The sequence below is a fragment of the Virgibacillus phasianinus genome, assembly GCF_002216775.1.
GTDB classification, from domain to species: Bacteria; Bacillota; Bacilli; order Bacillales; family Amphibacillaceae; genus Virgibacillus_F; species Virgibacillus_F phasianinus.
Map to the genome: position 1 here is coordinate 1,891,633 of NZ_CP022315.1, position 18,375 is coordinate 1,910,007.

The following is an 18,375-nucleotide window of genomic DNA, read 5'->3' on the forward strand; positions in this document are numbered from 1 at the left end:
AAAATATAAATCTTAGAGGTGATGATCAAATGGGTATACAGCAAAAACCGGTTCATGTTTATCGTGGGGGTTGTTTGGAAAGTGTTCACGAGATTGACGTTGTGGTAGTAGATAGTATGGGAAAAGTTTTATTTTCATATGGGGACCCAAATCGGCCAACATTTGCAAGATCTTCCATGAAGCCTTTTCAAGCAGTTCCCATAGTGGAATCAGGAGCAGTTGAAAATTTTTCTTTTGATGCGGCAGATATAGCGTTGTTCTGTGCATCTCATAACGGAGAGCCCTTTCATCGGTCCAGGGTTCTATCTTTGCTGGAAAAGGTAGGGCAAGGTGAGGATTCATTACAGTGTGGAACCCACATTCCAAGGGACCTTGAAAGTTACAAAAAACTGATTCGCAATGGTAAAGAGTTAACGCCGGTATTTAGTAACTGTTCTGGCAAACATACAGGGATGTTGGCAACGTGTGTCCATTTAAATGAGGAAACCAAAACCTACAGGGAGCTGGATCATCCGCATCAACAACGAATCTTGCATGTCATTTCGACTATTTGCGATTTCAATAAGGAAGCGATCGGGATTGGTGTTGACGGCTGTGGTGTACCAGTTCATCAATTACCACTTAAACAAATAGCCACAGGATTTGCCCGTTTATCCAGCCCAGAGAAAATGATAGATGACACCTATACCAAGGCGCTTACGACAATAAGAGATTCCATGATGGCACATCCAGAAATGGTAGCAGGGACCAATCGTTTCGATACAGATTTAATGAAAGCATTTGATGGAAAAATTGTAGCCAAAGCTGGGGCTGAAGGTGTTCAATGTATTGGCCTAGTAGAATCAGGGATAGGTATCGCAATAAAGGTAGAGGACGGTAACGGGAGAGCAACTAGTGCGGCAGCTATGAAGGTATTGAAGGAAATGAATGTTGGGGACGAACAAGAATACGAAATCCTTCAGTCTTATGCGGAACCTATCATTAAAAATATGGCGGGAAATGTGGTTGGTAAAATCACAGCTGAATTCGAATTAGAAAAAGAGGTATTCGTGAAATAATTTTATGATGTTCATGCAGATAGATTCAGCGGGACGATTTTACGAATACTGGAATTATTATGGAATGGATCATCAGGAAGAGGTGAGAATTTAATGAAGGTATTTATTTCTGCAGATATAGAAGGAGTTTCGGGGGTTGTTCATGGAGAACATACTGCCCGAAATGGCAGAGAGCATGATTTAGCAAGGAGGCTAATGACTGGAGAAGTAAATGCGGGCATCTTAGGCGCACTGCAGGGAGGAGCTAAGGAAGTTGTTGTTAATGATTCACATGGGACAATGCGAAACATTGTACAGGATCAATTATCTCCGGAAGCTGAACTCATCATTGGTTCACCGAAAAAGCTGGCAATGATGGAAGGAATTGATTCAACGTTTGATGTGGCTTTTTTTATCGGTTATCATACCCGAATGGGTACAAGTGGCATATTAAATCACACGTTTAGTGGCCGAACAATCAAATCGATAATCATCAATGGTGTTGAATATGGCGAGTTTGGGCTAAACGCTCTTGTGGCAGGTTATTATGGCGTACCAGTAGTATTTGTATCAGGGTGTAATTTACTTGCCAAGGAAGCAGTTACATACGTACCGAACATTCAACAAGGAGTTGTCAAAAAGACGATCAATCGAACCACTGCCCAGAATCTTCATCCAGAAAAAGCGCAATCCATTATAAAAGAGAAGTCAACAACCGCGATGTCCCTAAAAGATAAGATAGATCCTTTTGTTGTCGAGGGGCCATTAACGGTAGAAGTGGAGTTTTTAAATACTGGTTTGGCAGATGCTGCTGAAATTCTTCCAGTGGTTAAAAGAATAACCCCACTATCAGTATCTTTTGAAACCGACGATGTGCTTGAGTGCTATCGGTTCATTCGAAGTTTAATTATGATGGCAAGTTCAACATTTTCATCGTAAAGGGGGAGTAGATTACTAATGATTATTTTTCAAAATCGTTTTATGGATCGGGAAGAGGCAAAGGTTGATATGGAGGATCGCGGCTATCAATTTGGCGATGGGGTCTATGAAGTGTTCCGTATTTATGACGGGGCACTTTTTGACTTCGACAACCACTTGGATCGACTTGTAAGTAGTGCTCAAAAAATTCGCATAGAACTTCCACTATCCTTAAATGAAATAAAGAAAATGCTTATGGGATTAGTGAAAGAAAATTCACTGGTTAACGGAACCTTATATGTACAAGTCACGCGTGGTGTAGCAAATCGTACACATCATTTTCCAGAACATCCGAAGGCATTATTGACCGCCTATACCAAACAGAGTGAACGCCCTTTTGAAACAACAAATAAAGGTATTCAAACCATTTTAATGGATGACATTCGCTGGCTCCGTTGTGATATCAAAAGCATAAATTTGCTGCCGAATGTTCTTGCCAAACAAACGGCTAAAGAACAGGGGTGTAAGGAGGCGATATTTCACCGCGACGGCATTGTAACAGAGGGAAGTTCAAGCAATGTTTTTATTATAAATGGAAATGATCTCCAAACACACCCAGCAAATAACCTAATTTTGAATGGGATAACAAGAAGAAATATAATTGGGTTAGCAAGTGGACTAGGATTGAACGTTAAAGAAAAGCCATATGGTGTGGAAGATCTTTTGGCTTCAGACGAGGTATTTGTTACTAGTACGACGTTGGAGGTTTCGCCGGTGATTGGGATTGATAGTACAGTTATTGCGGATGGGCAGCCGGGTCCGGTAACACGTAAACTTCAGGAGAGGTTTGAGGGGAGGGTTTTGGGGTAGTTTTGCGATTTTTATGGTAAAATCTTGTAATCTATTAACTTTTTAATTAATATGTTTCAAAAATCCTTGAGATAAAACTTGATGGTACATGTTGGGTTTGCGGAAAGTGTTGAAGCTGCAATAACTGGGGCAATTACTTACACAACTCCAATAGCAAAGACTATTACATTGTTTTACCAATCTATTTTTCCAAGAGTTGGCGATTTAACAACCGTCAGCTCTCTTTTAGTAGTAAAAAGGAGCTTGTTTATGTTTATTTTCCTTTGGGTATTTGCAACCACTTTTATTATATCTTATCTTTCCATTCATAATTATCTTGGTGGCGAGGATGCTTTTAGTGGTATTATTTTTAACCTCGTGTTTTTGGGTTTATCGGTATATTTACTACATAATTCATACTCCCATAAAGAAAAGAAACATAGTATATTGTTTAGTATATTAATTTTGTTTATTATTATATCGATTGTATTGATGATGATTATGTGAGTTAGGGGTGGTTAAAAATGTGTAATTAAATTATTAATATGCTATGGCCAATTGAGGTGTATCGGATTATTTGGATCATCATAATATTTCTTGAATTTTATGCGAAGACGATAAAAGTAGTGCTTAAGCAAAGGGTCAATCTTTCTTTTCAGGATTAAGCTTTTATGAACATTGTGCTTAAATCCGGGCTTTTCAACTATTATATAAAATACAAAAAAGCTTTACTGACGTATAGCCTAAGCCCCAATATCACACACAGCCCTTGGTAACCCCCATCGGTAAAACCAAGGACGGATGTGTCTATTCAAAAGATAAAAGACTTAAATGAAGTTGCCGTATACGGAACTGTTTTACAACCCCATCCTAACTCCCCTAATCCAACTCCCTCGTACTATCCCGCACAATCAACGAAGCCTCTTTAATCGTCAACCCTTGCCCATTCTCCCTTTCATCACCTTTTATAGAAGCAATCAGTTTTTTAACGGATTCTGCCCCCATTTCATATAGCGGCATCTTCACTGTGGTGAGTGAAGGGAATAGCGATGATCCAAAAAATGTGTCATGGATCCCGACAATAGAAATGTCTTCCGGGATGGAGAGTCCCTTATCATAAATGGCTCTCATCGCTCCCAGGCAAATCATGATATTGGAGGCAAAGATTGCTGTAGGGAGTTCGGGTAAATTCAAAAGCTTTTGCATGGAGGCATAGCCGCTTTCCACCGTATATTCACTTTCCTGTACATGACTGGAATTAAATTCTATGTCTGCTTCCCGGAGTCCTTGTCTGTATCCTTGAAATCGCCTTAACCCCGTTCCAGTGAACAGCGGTCCAGTAATATGAGCAATACGCTTATGACCGAGTTCGGTGAGGTGCTTGGTTGCCAGCTTTCCGCCCAATTCATCATTAAGCACGACATAATTGTTGATACCATTAATCAAACGATTGACTAAAACAAAGGGCTTATTTGTTTTTTGTAATTCTAATATCTCTGTGTCGTCCGATTCAGAGTTTGCAATGAGGAGACCATCGATGCGGTCTTCCAAGAGATGAGAGAAATAATTCTTTTTTAATCCCTTTTGTTTCATACTGTAGACGAGGAGATTATAGTTTTCCATTGCTGCCTGGTCCTCTGCACCGTGAATAATACTTGCATACACGGGGTTTGAAAAATCGGGTATGACCATGCCAAGCATTTTGGTTTCATTTTTCTTAAGGTTTCTTGCGGATTGATTAGGGCGGTAATTTAGTTCCTTAATCGTATCAAGAATACGCCTGCGCGTGTCTTCTTTTATATGTAATCCATCGTCATTATTAACCACTCTCGAAACAACGGATGGATGAACTCCAGCCGATTTGGCTACATCTTTTAATGTGACCATCTTACACATGCACCTTCCTAATATATAAATTCCCATGATAGAACGTAAGTCCATTATAAGGCAACTGGCATCAATTTTCTATTTGTTTCTAAATTCAAAAAACCATTTGACAAATAGCAAAATGGATATTAGTATGTAATTATTCATTTAGGAAAACGTTTGTCTTTATTGTTTAATTATATTTTTTAATATATCCCTATTTAATGGTGTATATACTAACATTAATTAAACAAGATTAAACAAACGTTTGTCTAATAATAGAATTTGAATGCGATTACAAAATTGTTGGGGGATTAAGATGGCATCGAATGTTATCGATTCAGAGTTGTATAGAGGAATTTATGTATCTGAAGAAATGAGGGAAGTATTCGCGGATAAATCCCTATTACAAAAATGGCTGGATTCATGGGTTGCATTAGCAAAGGCCGAGGCAGAAGCGGGAATTATTCCGAAGCAAGCTGTAGAAGAAATCGCGAAGAAAGCCCACCATGAAAATCTAGATATGGAAACCATCCGGAAAGGAATTGTGGACACCACGCATCCATTGATTGTGCAAATCCGGGAGTTCACAAAAGCAGTTGGTGGGAAATCGGGGAGGTCAGTCCCCCGGTGCTTTAAAGTGCTAAAGTGTCTCTCTATCTGAAACTTTGATGTTGTTCATTTTGTGGAACAAGGATATAGATCGTGCTGAACTATTTTGTGTTTTATGGATTCAAATCTCCAGCTTCAGAAACGTAACTTTCTAATGATATACTTAACGTTGAAGGGGGATGATTAAATGAAAAAGCTATTGCTAACAGGGTTTGAACCATTTTTAGATTATCCGGTTAATCCGACAATGGAAATTGTAGAACAATTGGATGGTTCTATCATGAATGGATACGAGATCATTGGAAAAGTGCTAACCGTTGATTTTTCAAAAAGCGGGGAAAATCTTCTTAACGAAATAAACTTAGCTAAGCCTGATGCCGTTATTTCATTAGGATTAGCAGGTGGCAGGTATAAAGTTACACCTGAACGAATTGCCATTAATTGTAATGATGGCAATTCAGATAATACAGGGAATCAACCCAAAAATGAAGTAATTTTTGAGGATGGACAAGATGGGATCTTTTCCACATTGCCGATTGAAGATATGGTGAAAAAATTAGAAGAATCGGGGTTACCAACCGAAATATCAAATTCAGCGGGAACCTATTTGTGTAATAATGTGATGTACCACGGTTTATATCATTTTAAAAAGAGTAACCAATTTGTTCCATGTGGCTTTATTCATATCCCTGCATCACATGAACTAGCCTTGAAGCATAAAAAAATACCAAGTTGGTCTCATGCTGATTTAATGAAAGCTGTTGAAATTTGTATAAGCTGTTTGTAGGGAGATAAGTGAGATAAAGGGTTCTTAAAGGTAATCATACAAGCATAATAAAGGTCTTTGTTCACAATTTGGAACAAAGACCTTTAAACTGTCATTCATCAAAAGAAGATTTTAGTGTCTGTATATATTCAAATTAAGCGGAATGTTTATCAACTTTATTTTTCTTTTTACCTGAGTTAAAGAAAAACCATCCCATAAATCCGTAGAAAATTGTAATCATAATCCCTATATAGCTAAACCATAGGAACGGCAGGTAGGCCAATGTTGAAACGCCTAAAACGGTTGACATATAAATACCGCCATCTGACCAGGGGATCATTGGAGTCGTAACCGTTCCACCGCCTTCTGTATTTCGGGACAAAACGCGCCGATCAATATTTCGATCATCGTACAGATCTTCTGTCATTTTGGTTCCGGTAATGTTGGAGACATAGGCTGCACTGCCAAATAGGTTACCAAGGAATGCGGAGAACATGGTAGATAGCGTTAATTTACCAGTGCTGTCTTGCACCCATTTATCAAACAAATTACTAAACGTGCGTAATATACCAACTTGATCAAGCAGCCCTCCTAAGCCAAGTGCCATTAAAATAAGCGCGATAACACCAAGCATGGACACAATACCGCCGGAGTTAAGCAGTGAATCAATAAATTCAACACCAGACGTGATATCAACAACGCCATTATAAGCAGTGTTTATTGCCGCTACAACGTCCATTCCTTGAAATAATGCTGCCCAAACAGCTCCAAGCAATGCACCAAAGGAAATGACGGGAATTGCTGGTTTACTCATGGCCAATAATGCAATAACTACTGCGGCTGGAATCAGGACATACCAGTGAATATTAAAGGTTTCATTTAATGCTGTCGCAACACCTTCAGCTTGTGATAAATCACCTTGTTCATCAACATAAAAGAAACCGACAATTGTGAACAGCAAACCAGTGATTAATAGTGTTGGAATACTCACTGGCAGCATTCCTTTTACGTGTTCAATAACATTTACTTTTGCAAGTGAAGCGGTCAGATTGGTCGTGTCCGACAATGGAGATAATTTATCGCCCACATATGCGCCAGATATAACGGAACCCGCTACTAATGGTAATGGAATACCGAAACTCGCACCAATTCCCATCATCGCAATTCCGGCTGTCCCCGCTGTACCAAACGATGTCCCGGTAGCAAGCGAAGTGATAGCACAAATAATCATCGCCGCTACTAGAAAAATAGAAGGATTTAAAATTTGTAAACCATAATAAATTAAGGAGGGGACAATTCCGCCAGCAATCCAGGTCCCGATTAATGCACCAACAGTAAATAATATGAGCGTCGCTTCAAGGCCATTATAGATACCTTTCATGATAGAAGCCTGCAGGTCCTGATAAGAATGTTTTAATTTTAATCCCAGCCCGATAACGATAAACCATGTCGCAAACAATCCTAATTGAATTGGAATTGAAAAGACAGCAACAGATAATGACATAATGACCAGAAATATAACCAAAACAAGAAATACTTCATACATTTTCGGTTTTTGCGGTTCCACGTAAGTTCCTCCTTTATTAAACTGTAAAACTACTATACTTATACTGCTTGACTAGCATTGATGTAGTTTAAAAATTGCACCCCCGCATGCCCTTCTGTAAGGCATGTGGGGCTAGGCTCCTTCTCAGTCGCTGATTTTTACCAGTACACTTTTAACCTCGGTATAGTTTGCTAATCCATATTCGCCGCCCATTTCGCGGCCAACGCCGGATTTCTTATAGCCGCCAAACGGCATGGTCTCGAGTTCAAGTCCGAAGTCATTAATCCAGACTGTGCCAGCTTGTAGTTTTCCGGAAACACGGTGCCCTTTGCGGATGTTTTCTGTCCAGACACTTGCTGCCAGCCCGTATTCGCTGTCATTTGCCCTTTTGACGACTTCTTCTTCTGTGTCGAAAGGACATATAGCGATAACCGGTCCGAAAATTTCTTCTCTGGCAATCGTCATATCGTCTTCTACATCCGCAAAGACAGTTGGTTCCACGAAATACCCTTTATCAAATGCCTTGTTACCGCCGGCCACTAATCGGGCGCCTTCCGCTTTTCCTTTTTCAATGTAATCCAGTACGGTTTGTTGCTGTTTTGCGGAAATAAGTGGTCCCATTTCAGTCCCAGCATCCATGCCGGGTCCGAGTTTCATTGCTTTGGCACGCTCGGCAATCGCGTCGACTACATGGTCATAATGCTTACGTTGAACATAGAGGCGGGTGCAGGCGCTGCAATTCTGGCCATGGTTATACATGGTGCCATTAAATGAACCTTCAATAGCGTCATCGAGATTTGCATCATCGAAAATAATGCTAGGGGACTTGCCACCAAGTTCCAGCGTAATTCCTTTAATGTCTTTCGCCGCTTTTTTCATAACATTTTCTCCAACTGCTGTGGATCCTGTAAAAGCAACCTTGGCAATATCCTTATGGGTAATGATTGCTTCTCCAGCAACGCTGCCGGCGCCGGGTACAACATTTACTACCCCGTCCGGGAATCCCGCTTCTTTGAACAATTGTGCGGCATATAGGAGTGACAATGGCGTTTCACTCGCGGGTTTAATAACCACGGTACACCCGACAGCCAGCGCAGAACCGAGTTTCCATCCGGCCATGGCGAGTGGGAAATTCCACGGGATGACCTGTCCGACCACTCCAACCGGTTCGTGGACAATATAATTAAAATAGTCAGGAGAAACATTGACTGTTTTACCGGTTATTTTCGTTGCCCATCCAGCATAGTAACGAAAATGCTGGACAGTTCCATCCACATCGTCCTCAAGCGCTACTTCGTATGGCTTCCCGTTATCCAGGGCTTCAAGCTGTGCAAGTTCTTCGCGATTTTCATCCAAAAGATCCGCAAATTTATAGATGAGATGGGAGCGTTCGGCTGCTTCCATCTTGGTCCACTCGCCTTCTTCAAATGCTTTTTTAGCAGCTGTAACGGCACGATCAATATCCTCTTCCTGTGCTTCACTTACATGTGCAATGACCTCTTCTGTAGCAGGGTTAAGGACTTCAAATGTTTTTCCACTTTCAGATTCCATATATTCCCCATTCATGTAAAGCCCTTTAACACCCTGCAAAAATTCCTCGACTTTTGGTTTTAACAAAATTTCTTTTGTAGCCATGTTTACGAAACCTCCTTATTATTTTTAGCAACTCATTAGTGTGTAACTACCTGTAAATTACTTAAGATTTCTTGTAATGTTGCGTCTTCCTCATCCGTCAATGGTAATCTAGGCTTGCGCGAAGGACCACCGGCTAACCCTTGTAAATCCAGACCACGTTTCACGACCTGCACATATTTTCCGGAATCCTCCAGGAAGTTACAAAGCGGAAGGATTTGATCATAGATTTCCCATGCCTTGTCTAAATCGCCTTCCTGAAAACGATTAAATAAATCGGTAGCTAATTCCGGTATAATATTGCCGGCAACCGACACCCATCCAGTAGCGCCAACTAAAAAGGATTCAAGCACCAGATCATCGGAGCCGCAAAATGTTTGGATAAATCCTTTCCCTTGTCTGGTGATGTCCCGCAGTTTACTAATCTCGCCACTGGATTCTTTGATGTGGGTGATATTATCGACATCACGGCCAACCTTTAAAATTGTTTCCGTACCAATATCCACACCTGAAGTGAAGGGATTATTATAAATCATGATTGGCAGTGTTACTGATTCAGCAACTGTTTTAAAATGTTGATAGATTTCATTATCTTTTGGATGTGCGTAGTAGGAATTTATTAGCAGTGCAGCATCCGCGCCGACAGCTTCTGCCTTTTTCGTATATTCGATGGCATCTACAGTAGTTTCTGCAGCTGTACCAATGATCAGCGGGATGCGGCTGTTTACTTGTTCAGCAGCCACTTCCATAAGTTTAAATTTCTCTTCCTTCGTCAAACTGACAAATTCACCAGTGCTGCCATTGACAATTACCCCAGCGACTTTTGCGCGGATATAATGTTCGATATTTTGCTTCAATCCCTCGTAATCAACGGATTCATCCTGATGCATTGGTGTTGCGAGTACTGGAAAAGTTCCTTCTAGTAATGTCATTTTAAATTCCTCCTAAAATTGTTGTTTTATTTGCCGGTTTCTAAAAGATTGTTGCTTTTGCAATCTATCAATTCCGACGTATGCGAAGGGTTGTTTTCCGCTGCGGACCGTTGCTTTCCGCGGGCACGGCTTAAGCCTCCTCGAGAAACCCACTCTGCGGGGTCTTAAGACTCGTGCTGTTCCCGCAGGAGTCAACGGTCCTCCACTCCAAACAACCATCGTAATAGTGGGTAAGCCATCATTGCCAACCCCATATTAGCGGAGGAAAAACACGGAGACTCCTCGAAAAAGAAAAGCACTTTTTCTTCGTGCGATGCTTATTCGGGGAAGCATTCCTTGTCCTGTGGGAGCAGAAGCCTAGATGAGACCCCGGAGAGCGTCAATAATGAAGCCCGACTAAAACCGCCCTTTGCGGGCAACGTCGGCTACCCCTTGTCGGGACAAGGAGGCTCATCAGCTACCCATGGAAAGCGCAGTGTTTTTCCGCAGCGGTGAAAGAGTGCCTAACATGATTTTTAGTTATGTCGCAGTTTTATCAATTGCGGTGATACTAGTAACGCGAAAGCAGCCTCTATTTCAATAAGAATCCATGTTGTAGTGGATCGGTTTGATCAGCTATAAACTGATTCATCCCGGTAACAAATGCCTGTGTCTCCATTGAAAACCGATGATTGGTTCCGTTAGTCAGTTCAGCTGTCATGGTGCTGTTGAAAATACTTTGGTTCGTAAGCGTTGTTATATGGGAGGACTCTTGCAGCCAAGCCTCCAATATGGCAAATGTACTATCTGCGCCCGGGGACCGCAGAATACTTCCATCTTTTTTAAAGGTGACAGAACGAACCGCCGCATGATCCTCCATGGAAACCGGTTCAGTCAGAATAATACCCGCAAATGCATGTTGCTTCCGTATTTCTTGGGTGGTTTGCTTTCCCCATTTCATAATGGCCGACAGGTGTTCCATGGAAATACTGGGTATCGAGTCTGGCAACGTGTACATCAGGTACTGTCGTGATCCATCAATTTGAACAGTTTTAAAGTTTTTATTGCTATCGATAACCTGGCATTCCCCGCAAGCAAATCGTGTACATCGGACTTCATAATGCTCTAACACGGCTTCAATGGAATAGATCCCGTAAACCGTTTCAATTTGATAAACCTGGTTGTCATGTTTGGCAATATTACCAGTTTCGAGTAAGGCGGTTATCGTTGCCACTAATCCACTGTAGGTAAATGCAGCCTTATGACCATGCTGCACAAACAGACAAGCATAATCAGCAGTTTTCGAAGGCATGACAATGCATCCATTCATTCCCTGATAGCCTCGTGGTTCATTTAACAGTAAGTCTTTTACATGTTTAAATTTTTGATCGATTGCTTCCGGATTTAATGTCATGACATCAACATCCAATGTCATGGGGGAGTTGATAATAATTCGAAATGGTTCCCCTGCGACATGTGTATCAATGGTCGAGAATAATTTTTCAACTTGCAACTGAACACCTCCTTTCTGAAGTGATAAGTATGGAAAACTATTGGTCTAGCTCCAGCGCTTCATAAGCGACACAACAAACGCTAAACGAGGCCACTGAAAAAGGTAAATATAGTACAAATATACAAATATGCGGATCAATTATCGCATCTTGAATATACTGCGCTTTCCGCGGGCGAGTGACGAGTCTCCTTGCCCCGGCAAGGGGTAGCCGACGTTGCCCGCAAAGGGCGGTTTTAGTCGGGCCTCATTAACTGACGTCCTCCGGGGTCTCGTCGATCTCTTACTTCCCGCAGGAGTCTCCGTATATTCAAGATGCTAAGTTAAGGTGAATAGCTAAATTTATCAAATCCACCACTTTTTCAGTGCCCTTACGCCAAACCCATGCGTTCTACGGTCCCTTGCTTATGCGTCCACTTCTAAACGGGCGCTTACGCTTTTCTAGTGCCCTTCCATCGGCGGAATAAGTAAGTACCCTTCTGCCAATGGGTCTTTCTTGTTGTAAAATAACCGATGCATCCCCATCACCCATGCGGAGCCGGTTACTTCTGGAATAACAGCTTGATAGTCTTTGATGGATGTCGTTTCCAGAATTTTAGCCTTGAAAAGGGTGCCGACAATGCTTTCGTACACAAACTGCTCATTTTCTTTGATTTCACCTTTGCTAAACATGGTTGCAAGTTTGGCTGAAGTTCCGGTTCCACAAGGGGAGCGGTCTATTCCGCCAGGTGGCACAACAACGGTATTTTTTAAATCGGCATCCGGGTGGACCGCATCGGTATAGAATTCAATGTGGGTTAGCCCGTTAATAAAAGGGTGCTCCGGGTGAATAATTTCCACCTGTTCATTAATGGCGTTTCGAATGGTAATGGCGTTGTCAATAATTGTTGATGCATTTTTGGTTGTTAACGCAAGTCCCAATTTGCGAGCATCAATAATGCCGTAAAAATTACCACCATAGGCAATTTCGCATTCAATCGGACCGACTGATTCTACATCCATTTCGACTTTTTTTAGCAAAAATGACGGGACATTGGCAAAGGTCACTTCTTTTGCCTTGCCATCTTCCACGTTGATCCTTGTTTTAACCAGCCCGGCCGGAGTGTCCAGCGTAATGGTGGTGAACGGCTCACTGAATTCAATTAAACCCGCCTCGATAAGTGCTGTACAAAATCCAATCGTATCGTGGCCGCACATGGGCAGGTAGCCGCCGGTTTCAATATAGATCACACCGATATCCGCATCGGGGTGGCAGGGATTCACCATTAACGCCCCCGACATGACATCGTGACCTCTTGGTTCATTCATTAAAAATTTACGAATCCAGTCGTAATGCTTTTTCATGTAAAGCATCTTTTCCGACATCGTATTTCCTTCTAGCTTCGGCAGACCACTTAGAACCGTTCTGGTCGGATTCCCGCCCGTATGTGTATCAATGGTGGTAAATAAACGATCTACCTTCATGTGTGTGCCACCCTTTCGGTAAAACGGTTATAGCGTAAGGCTTCAACTGGGATGGATAATTCTTTATCTGAAATCATTTCCTCAATCACTTTCCCAGTGATGGCTGCTAGACTAATGCCGTCGCCTTCATGCCCTGCTGCTATATAAAACCCGGGGACTTCATCCACGTGCGAAACAATTGGCAGGTGATCCTCGGTCCAGGGTCTCAGCCCTGCGTAGGTACGGATAACGGTCATATTGGCCATTTTCGGATAGAACCTTACTGCCCGTTTGGCGATACAGCGGATCACATCCTGATTGACTTTGGTATCAAATCCGGTAAATTCCCTGCTGCTTCCAATCAGGAAGTTCTGACTTTCGGTTGGTTCAAAGACGAGGGCGACACCATGTTTCTCGGTTATGGCATCAACCTGACGCTCACCGCCAAACTTCGAAATCAGATAGCCAAACTCCATCACTTTTCGCAGCCCAACCGGTTTTTCTCTGGAGGCAACAATTAATTGGCCTTTTCTCGGTTTGATGGGAATATCCACGCCAAGCATTTCACCAATCATGGGAGCCCAGATTCCGCAGGCATTGATAACTTTATTGGCGGTGAAGGTGCCTTTGGTGGTTTCCATGATAAATTTGTTTGCTGCATCTTGAGTTACATTTTTAACTTCTGTATGGGTATGGATTTTGGCACCATGCTTCTTTGCACTATCAAACATGGAAAACGTCAGCATATATGGGTTCACAGTGGAATCCGTTTGGCACTCCAATCCGCCGTACAGATCATCGGCGAAATAGTTGGATTCATTACGCAAATCCTCCCGGTCCAGCATGCGGAAGTCCAGTCCCGCATCTTGTTGCTGCTGAACCCATTTTTGTGCTGCTTCCATTTCACTGTCATTTTCACAAACAAGCATACTGCCAGGATTGCGGTATTCGAAATCAACATCCAAATTCTTATGTAATTCATGCACCAATTGCTGGCTTTTCAAAGACATTTGACTATCAAATCCCGGATCTTTATCGATGGCCAGAATGTTGCCATCACAACGTGACGATGTGCCACTGGCCAGTTCGTTTTTTTCCAGAACGGTAATGTCTAAACCGGCTTTGGCACCATAATAGGAAATAGCAGCTCCCATAATCCCGCCGCCAATGACAACGATATCCGCATGTCGAACGTCCATAACGGTTTACCTCCCTTTTAAATGGATTCATAAAAGTAATATGCAAAATCCATGCCAAATAAGAAAAGCGGAAGCGCCCGTTTAGCAACGTACAAATAGATAGGAGTGTGAAAGTACGGTGAATTTGCCGTATATTCATCAGGACTAACTAGTTGCTAGTTGCTGGGCGCTGAAGCTAGACAAGAAAAGCGGAAGAGCCCGTTCAGAAGCGGACACATAAGCGAGGGACCGTAGACGCATGGGTTCGCGGTTTGCGCTACTTATGACGGCATAAAAAAATACAGAACAATTCAAAATAATGTTGCTTGTAAAACGTAAATGTGTAAAAATAATTTAGAAGTGTAAAAATATTTATACAGTAAAGAAGGCGTGATTGTATGTTTTTTCCAACATTTTTAGACATCAATAAAATGATTTGCGAAGAATTTGTTCTGCTACGTGATGACAATTTATCGGAGGGGGATATGGCATCCCTTGTGGAAAAGGAAGATCCGAAGCGTGTTTTTCTTCACACTGATCAAAACATCTTATTGCTAAGTCGTTCTAGTGAAGGCGCAGGAATACAGTACCTGCCGTGTAAAGAGGTTTCATCTGATGTGGAGGTAGCTCATGTAGTGAACGACTTACAGGATGATACATGTATTTTTGTAAGCGATAGCAATGGCCAGCCCATGGGCTATCTAACGTCGCAGGTATTATCAAAAAAACTATACTCAGCCTACCACTATTTACACACCTATATTGAAACAATTTTAGAAACCATTGATGAATCCTGTACGGTAATTGACCGTGATCAAAATGTTTTAGCCTGGACAGGAGGGGCGGAACAGATATTTTCCATTAAAAAAGAAGATATCATCGGGAAGCCGATTACAGATTTCTTCAAACCGGACCACCTGGAACTATTGAATACACTGCAGGACGGAACATCTGTTTATCATAGACAGCATAAAGCGCGGGATAATCAAGTGGTGTTAATTAATTCAAATCCCGTTTATTTGGATGAGGAAATTATTGGTGCGGTGGTATCGGAGTTGGATATTACAAGTCAAATCAAGTTAAATAAAGAATTATATAAGGCTACGGAACGGTTATTTCATTTGGAAAAAGAAGTTAGTAAGTTAACTTCCACCAATGATCCGTTTATGAAGATACGAGGAAGCAGCCCGCAGTTGAAAAAGACATTTAATAAATTTAAAAAGGCAGCCACTACCGATGCGAATATCCTGATATACGGGGAAAGCGGTGTTGGTAAAGAAATGTTTGCTAAGTCTGTACACGCAATGCGCGAGGATGAACATGCACCGTTTGTTGCCATTAATTGTGGTGCCATTCCGGAACCGTTGTTTGAGAGTGAAATATTTGGTTATGAGAAGGGTGCTTTTTCCGGTGCCAATCAAAATGGTAAAAAGGGAAAGGTGGAACTTGCACAAGGGGGAACATTGCTGCTTGATGAAATTGGTGAGATGCCACTCGACATGCAAGTAAAAATGCTGCGCCTGCTTCAGGAAAATAAGTTTTATTCCGTTGGGGGGACAAAGGAAAAGGAGGGGAACTTCAGACTAGTAGCTGCAACGAACCAGGATTTAGGAACAATGGTGAAGGAGGGAAAGTTTAGGGAAGATCTGTATTATCGATTAAATGTGGTCGGCATCGAGGTACCGCCGCTCCGGAAACGTCCGGAAGATATTATCGAGTTAACCCATTACTTTCTGAACGAAATTTCCATTAAATATAATCGTCCCATTCATGGCATTTCACAGGAAGTGATGCAAGCGTTACTCCACTATCAATGGCCGGGAAATATTCGAGAATTAAAAAATGTGGTAGAACGGCTTGTCGTATTTGCCGAGGACGGGGAGATAAAGTTGGAAGATCTGCCTTTTGAACCAAAAGCAATCCATGCAGCAAATGGCACGAATAAAGTATTTTCTGATACCACTGGGCGCTCGTTAAGTGACCGGCTGCAGGTCGTGGAAAAGGATATCATTGTGAAGGAACTGGAAAAGGTAAACGGAAATAAAGCAGTATGTGCCGAAAATCTTCAAGTTACCAGGGCAACCCTTTATAACCGAATAAAAAAGTTGGGGATCAAGTAAAAGTCATGTATAAAAAAAGTGCCAAAGGTGATGTATTTTTCATCTTTGGCACTATTTTTGCATGTAACTAAAGATGTAGAGAAAAAGGAGTGATGAAATTGGCTGAAAAAGATGTCATGATTTGCAGGTGTGAGGAAGTTACTTACCAGGAATTAATCGATACTGCTTCCAAATACAATTGCTCAGCACGGGAATTAAAGCTGCGTACCAGAGCATCAATGGGATATTGCGGTGGCAGAACATGCCGGGGGTTGGTGGATAAAGTGGCCTTAGAACTGGAAGGGCGAAACAAGAAGCAGATCGCTTTAAAATATCAGCCACCAGTCCGCCCGATTCATTTTGGCGACCTAGGGAGGGTGGAAGAATGAACAGGCGAATCGAGGATCATCCGGTACTTGGAGCTATAAAGGAAAAGCAGTATGTTGCCTTCACATTTAACGAAAAACAATATAAAGGATTGAAGGATGAATCGCTTGCCGCTGCACTTCTGGCCAATGGTGTACGCACACTTCGCCACCATGAGGAAAGCGGTACACCCCGCGGAATATATTGCAATATCGGCCATTGTTTTGAATGCCGGGTTACGGTGAATGGAAAGTCAGGCGTTCGTGCTTGTCTGACTCCACTGCAGGAAGGTATGGTTGTAAAAAGCGGTGGAAAGCTCCCGACACCTGTCAGGGATTGGAGGGATGAACATGAATGATGTGATTATTATTGGGGCTGGACCTGCTGGATTATCAGCAGCGATTACTTGTGCCAGGAAGGGTTTGCAGACTTTGGTCATTGATGAGTATATGAAACCAGGTGGCAGGTTATTAGGACAGCTGTATGAAGAACCAAGTGGATTGTGGTGGAACGGCATAGAAGAATCGGAACGTATCTATAAAGAGGCCGTTGAATTGGGTGTTGAAATTGGGTTAAATACGTCAGTGAACAATATTGAAAAAGAACACGACCATTGGGTGATATACACGGAAAAAAATGTGCTTTATTCCGAGCAATTATTGCTGGCAACCGGAGCGGCCGAATCACCAATCCCTGTGCCTGGATGGACACTGCCGGGAGTCATGTCGGTTGGTGCTGCACAGGTGATGACCAATGTCCATCGCGTGAAGCCGGGTAATCGGGGTGTAATCATTGGCGTCAATGTCCTGTCTGCTGCCATTGCCATGGAATTACAGCTTGCCGGGGTGGAAGTGGCCAGCCTGACATTGCCAAAACTGAATAAGGTTACAAAGGAGACAGCGCAGCCAAGGGTGGTTCTGGATTCGCTCCTTCACGTATCACATATGGCGCCGTCTAAGCTGGTACGTTATGGAAGCAAGTTAATGAAGAATAACTTGCTAAAAAAGATGGGTATTTCCTTTTATCCGAAACAAGGGTTCAAAATGTGGGATATTCCGATTCAGCTGCGAAAGGCAGTGGTTGAAATTTATGGCGATGAAGCCGTAACAGGTGTAAAATTGGCAACCATTGATCCACATGGTGAAGTTGTCGCTGGCAGTGAAGAGGAAATGGACTGTGATTTTGTATGTATTGCCGGTGGCCTGTATCCATTAGCAGAATTAGCGGCCGTAGCTGGCTGTCCGTTTTATTTAGTAGAGGAATTAGGCGGCTATGTCCCACTGCATAATGAACAGATGGCGACACCGATAAAGAATTTGTTTGTTGCCGGTAATATTACTGGTATCGAAGGCGCTAAAGTTGCCATGAAGCAGGGAATTACAGCAGGACTTTCCATTGCTGAAAATGCTGGCGTACAGGGTTTAACGCAGGAAATTCAACATGCTGTACAGGTGACTGAACAGACGCGGGAGGATGCGTATATTCAATTTCATCCTGACGTGAAGAAAGGCCGGCGGGTGATTCAGGAAGAGTGGGAGGCGTGTATGGTGACGGTGCAATAATTGCGGTATGGCTGGTTTTTATATGGATAGAAGACTGGTCAAGGCAGTTGACTAACCCCATCATAGAAGGCGCGGTAAGG

Annotated in this window: 17 protein-coding genes; 10 read left to right on the forward strand and 7 right to left on the reverse strand. The window is 42.3% G+C overall.

Annotation, left to right across the window (positions count from 1 at the left end; all coding sequences use genetic code 11):
• Positions 1–29 precede the first annotated feature (29 nt).
• The 4 genes from CFK37_RS09270 (at position 30) to CFK37_RS09285 (ending at position 3,311) form a co-directional block, all read left to right on the forward strand.
• Entirely contained in the window at positions 30–1,058 is a 1,029-nt protein-coding gene (locus CFK37_RS09270; protein WP_089061592.1) for an asparaginase, read from the forward strand.
• A gap of 93 nt (positions 1,059–1,151) precedes the next feature.
• A complete protein-coding gene (locus tag CFK37_RS09275; RefSeq protein WP_089061593.1) occupies positions 1,152–1,976 on the forward strand; it encodes a M55 family metallopeptidase in 825 nt (274 codons plus the stop codon).
• Between the two features lie 18 nt (positions 1,977–1,994).
• Complete coding sequence (gene dat, locus CFK37_RS09280) at positions 1,995–2,825, forward strand: D-amino-acid transaminase (protein WP_089061594.1); 831 nt, start codon at positions 1,995–1,997, stop codon at positions 2,823–2,825.
• 78 nt (positions 2,826–2,903) lie between these two features.
• Positions 2,904–3,311, forward strand: a complete 408-nt coding sequence (locus tag CFK37_RS09285) for a hypothetical protein (RefSeq protein ID WP_157724828.1) — start codon at positions 2,904–2,906, stop codon at positions 3,309–3,311.
• A gap of 372 nt (positions 3,312–3,683) precedes the next feature.
• Here CFK37_RS09285 and CFK37_RS09290 read toward each other — a convergent pair whose 3' ends face one another.
• The gene (locus CFK37_RS09290; protein WP_172840482.1) at positions 3,684–4,691 is read right to left on the reverse strand and encodes a LacI family DNA-binding transcriptional regulator; all 1,008 of its coding nucleotides are present in this window, start codon (positions 4,689–4,691) and stop codon (positions 3,684–3,686) included.
• A gap of 298 nt (positions 4,692–4,989) precedes the next feature.
• Between CFK37_RS09290 and CFK37_RS09295 the strand changes: the two genes are divergently transcribed.
• Positions 4,990–5,334 (forward strand): lyase family protein, encoded by a 345-nt coding sequence (locus tag CFK37_RS09295; protein WP_089061597.1) that lies wholly within the window; start codon positions 4,990–4,992, stop codon positions 5,332–5,334.
• Between the two features lie 135 nt (positions 5,335–5,469).
• On the forward strand, positions 5,470–6,069 hold the full coding sequence (locus CFK37_RS09300; RefSeq protein WP_089061598.1) for a pyroglutamyl-peptidase I: 600 nt from the start codon (positions 5,470–5,472) through the stop codon (positions 6,067–6,069).
• A 133-nt stretch (positions 6,070–6,202) separates the two neighbouring features.
• Here the strand turns inward: CFK37_RS09300 and nhaC are convergent, their stop codons facing one another.
• The 6 genes from nhaC to CFK37_RS09330 form a co-directional block, all read right to left on the reverse strand.
• The gene (gene nhaC / locus CFK37_RS09305) at positions 6,203–7,594 is read right to left on the reverse strand and encodes a Na+/H+ antiporter NhaC (protein ID WP_089063599.1); all 1,392 of its coding nucleotides are present in this window, start codon (positions 7,592–7,594) and stop codon (positions 6,203–6,205) included.
• Between the two features lie 144 nt (positions 7,595–7,738).
• The gene (locus CFK37_RS09310) at positions 7,739–9,229 is read right to left on the reverse strand and encodes an aldehyde dehydrogenase family protein (RefSeq protein WP_089061599.1); all 1,491 of its coding nucleotides are present in this window, start codon (positions 9,227–9,229) and stop codon (positions 7,739–7,741) included.
• Between the two features lie 35 nt (positions 9,230–9,264).
• Entirely contained in the window at positions 9,265–10,158 is an 894-nt protein-coding gene (gene dapA / locus CFK37_RS09315) for a 4-hydroxy-tetrahydrodipicolinate synthase (protein WP_089061600.1), read from the reverse strand.
• A 571-nt stretch (positions 10,159–10,729) separates the two neighbouring features.
• Complete coding sequence (locus CFK37_RS09320; protein ID WP_089061601.1) at positions 10,730–11,650, reverse strand: proline racemase family protein; 921 nt, start codon at positions 11,648–11,650, stop codon at positions 10,730–10,732.
• Between the two features lie 438 nt (positions 11,651–12,088).
• A complete protein-coding gene (locus CFK37_RS09325; protein WP_089061602.1) occupies positions 12,089–13,111 on the reverse strand; it encodes a proline racemase family protein in 1,023 nt (340 codons plus the stop codon).
• Complete coding sequence (locus CFK37_RS09330; RefSeq protein ID WP_089061603.1) at positions 13,108–14,289, reverse strand: NAD(P)/FAD-dependent oxidoreductase; 1,182 nt, start codon at positions 14,287–14,289, stop codon at positions 13,108–13,110. Before CFK37_RS09330 ends, CFK37_RS09325 begins: the two co-directional genes overlap by 4 nt.
• Before the next feature lie 377 nt (positions 14,290–14,666).
• Here CFK37_RS09330 and CFK37_RS09335 point away from each other — a divergent pair, with 377 nt between their 5' ends.
• The 4 genes from CFK37_RS09335 to CFK37_RS09350 all read left to right on the forward strand — a co-directional run bounded on the left by CFK37_RS09335 (position 14,667) and on the right by CFK37_RS09350 (position 18,295).
• A complete protein-coding gene (locus CFK37_RS09335) occupies positions 14,667–16,388 on the forward strand; it encodes a sigma-54 interaction domain-containing protein (protein WP_245837348.1) in 1,722 nt (573 codons plus the stop codon).
• 92 nt (positions 16,389–16,480) lie between these two features.
• Entirely contained in the window at positions 16,481–16,756 is a 276-nt protein-coding gene (locus CFK37_RS09340) for a (2Fe-2S)-binding protein (RefSeq protein ID WP_425445379.1), read from the forward strand.
• Positions 16,753–17,091: a (2Fe-2S)-binding protein gene (locus CFK37_RS09345; RefSeq protein WP_089061605.1), complete on the forward strand. Its 339-nt coding sequence runs from the start codon at positions 16,753–16,755 to the stop codon at positions 17,089–17,091. Before CFK37_RS09340 ends, CFK37_RS09345 begins: the two co-directional genes overlap by 4 nt.
• Positions 17,084–18,295 carry an NAD(P)/FAD-dependent oxidoreductase gene (locus CFK37_RS09350; RefSeq protein WP_089061606.1) on the forward strand — a complete coding sequence of 404 codons (1,212 nt, stop codon included), beginning with the start codon at positions 17,084–17,086 and terminating at the stop codon, positions 18,293–18,295. Before CFK37_RS09345 ends, CFK37_RS09350 begins: the two co-directional genes overlap by 8 nt.
• Positions 18,296–18,375: the final 80 nt, after the last annotated feature.

What these genes read in the sequence shown, in the direction of transcription:
- CFK37_RS09290 (WP_172840482.1), bottom strand. Translation starts at nt 4,691, where the DNA reads ATGGTCACATTAAAAGATGTAGCCAAATCGGCTGGAGTTCATCCATCC.
- CFK37_RS09350 (WP_089061606.1), top strand. Translation starts at nt 17,084, where the DNA reads ATGAATGATGTGATTATTATTGGGGCTGGACCTGCTGGATTATCAGCA.
- CFK37_RS09270 (WP_089061592.1), top strand. Translation starts at nt 30, where the DNA reads ATGGGTATACAGCAAAAACCGGTTCATGTTTATCGTGGGGGTTGTTTG.
- CFK37_RS09310 (WP_089061599.1), bottom strand. Translation starts at nt 9,229, where the DNA reads ATGGCTACAAAAGAAATTTTGTTAAAACCAAAAGTCGAGGAATTTTTG.
- nhaC (WP_089063599.1), bottom strand. Translation starts at nt 7,594, where the DNA reads ATGTATGAAGTATTTCTTGTTTTGGTTATATTTCTGGTCATTATGTCA.
- CFK37_RS09300 (WP_089061598.1), top strand. Translation starts at nt 5,470, where the DNA reads ATGAAAAAGCTATTGCTAACAGGGTTTGAACCATTTTTAGATTATCCG.
- CFK37_RS09340 (WP_425445379.1), top strand. Translation starts at nt 16,481, where the DNA reads ATGAAATTGGCTGAAAAAGATGTCATGATTTGCAGGTGTGAGGAAGTT.
- CFK37_RS09325 (WP_089061602.1), bottom strand. Translation starts at nt 13,111, where the DNA reads ATGAAGGTAGATCGTTTATTTACCACCATTGATACACATACGGGCGGG.
- dat (WP_089061594.1), top strand. Translation starts at nt 1,995, where the DNA reads ATGATTATTTTTCAAAATCGTTTTATGGATCGGGAAGAGGCAAAGGTT.
- CFK37_RS09335 (WP_245837348.1), top strand. Translation starts at nt 14,667, where the DNA reads ATGTTTTTTCCAACATTTTTAGACATCAATAAAATGATTTGCGAAGAA.
- CFK37_RS09330 (WP_089061603.1), bottom strand. Translation starts at nt 14,289, where the DNA reads ATGGACGTTCGACATGCGGATATCGTTGTCATTGGCGGCGGGATTATG.
- CFK37_RS09345 (WP_089061605.1), top strand. Translation starts at nt 16,753, where the DNA reads ATGAACAGGCGAATCGAGGATCATCCGGTACTTGGAGCTATAAAGGAA.
- CFK37_RS09275 (WP_089061593.1), top strand. Translation starts at nt 1,152, where the DNA reads ATGAAGGTATTTATTTCTGCAGATATAGAAGGAGTTTCGGGGGTTGTT.
- CFK37_RS09295 (WP_089061597.1), top strand. Translation starts at nt 4,990, where the DNA reads ATGGCATCGAATGTTATCGATTCAGAGTTGTATAGAGGAATTTATGTA.
- dapA (WP_089061600.1), bottom strand. Translation starts at nt 10,158, where the DNA reads ATGACATTACTAGAAGGAACTTTTCCAGTACTCGCAACACCAATGCAT.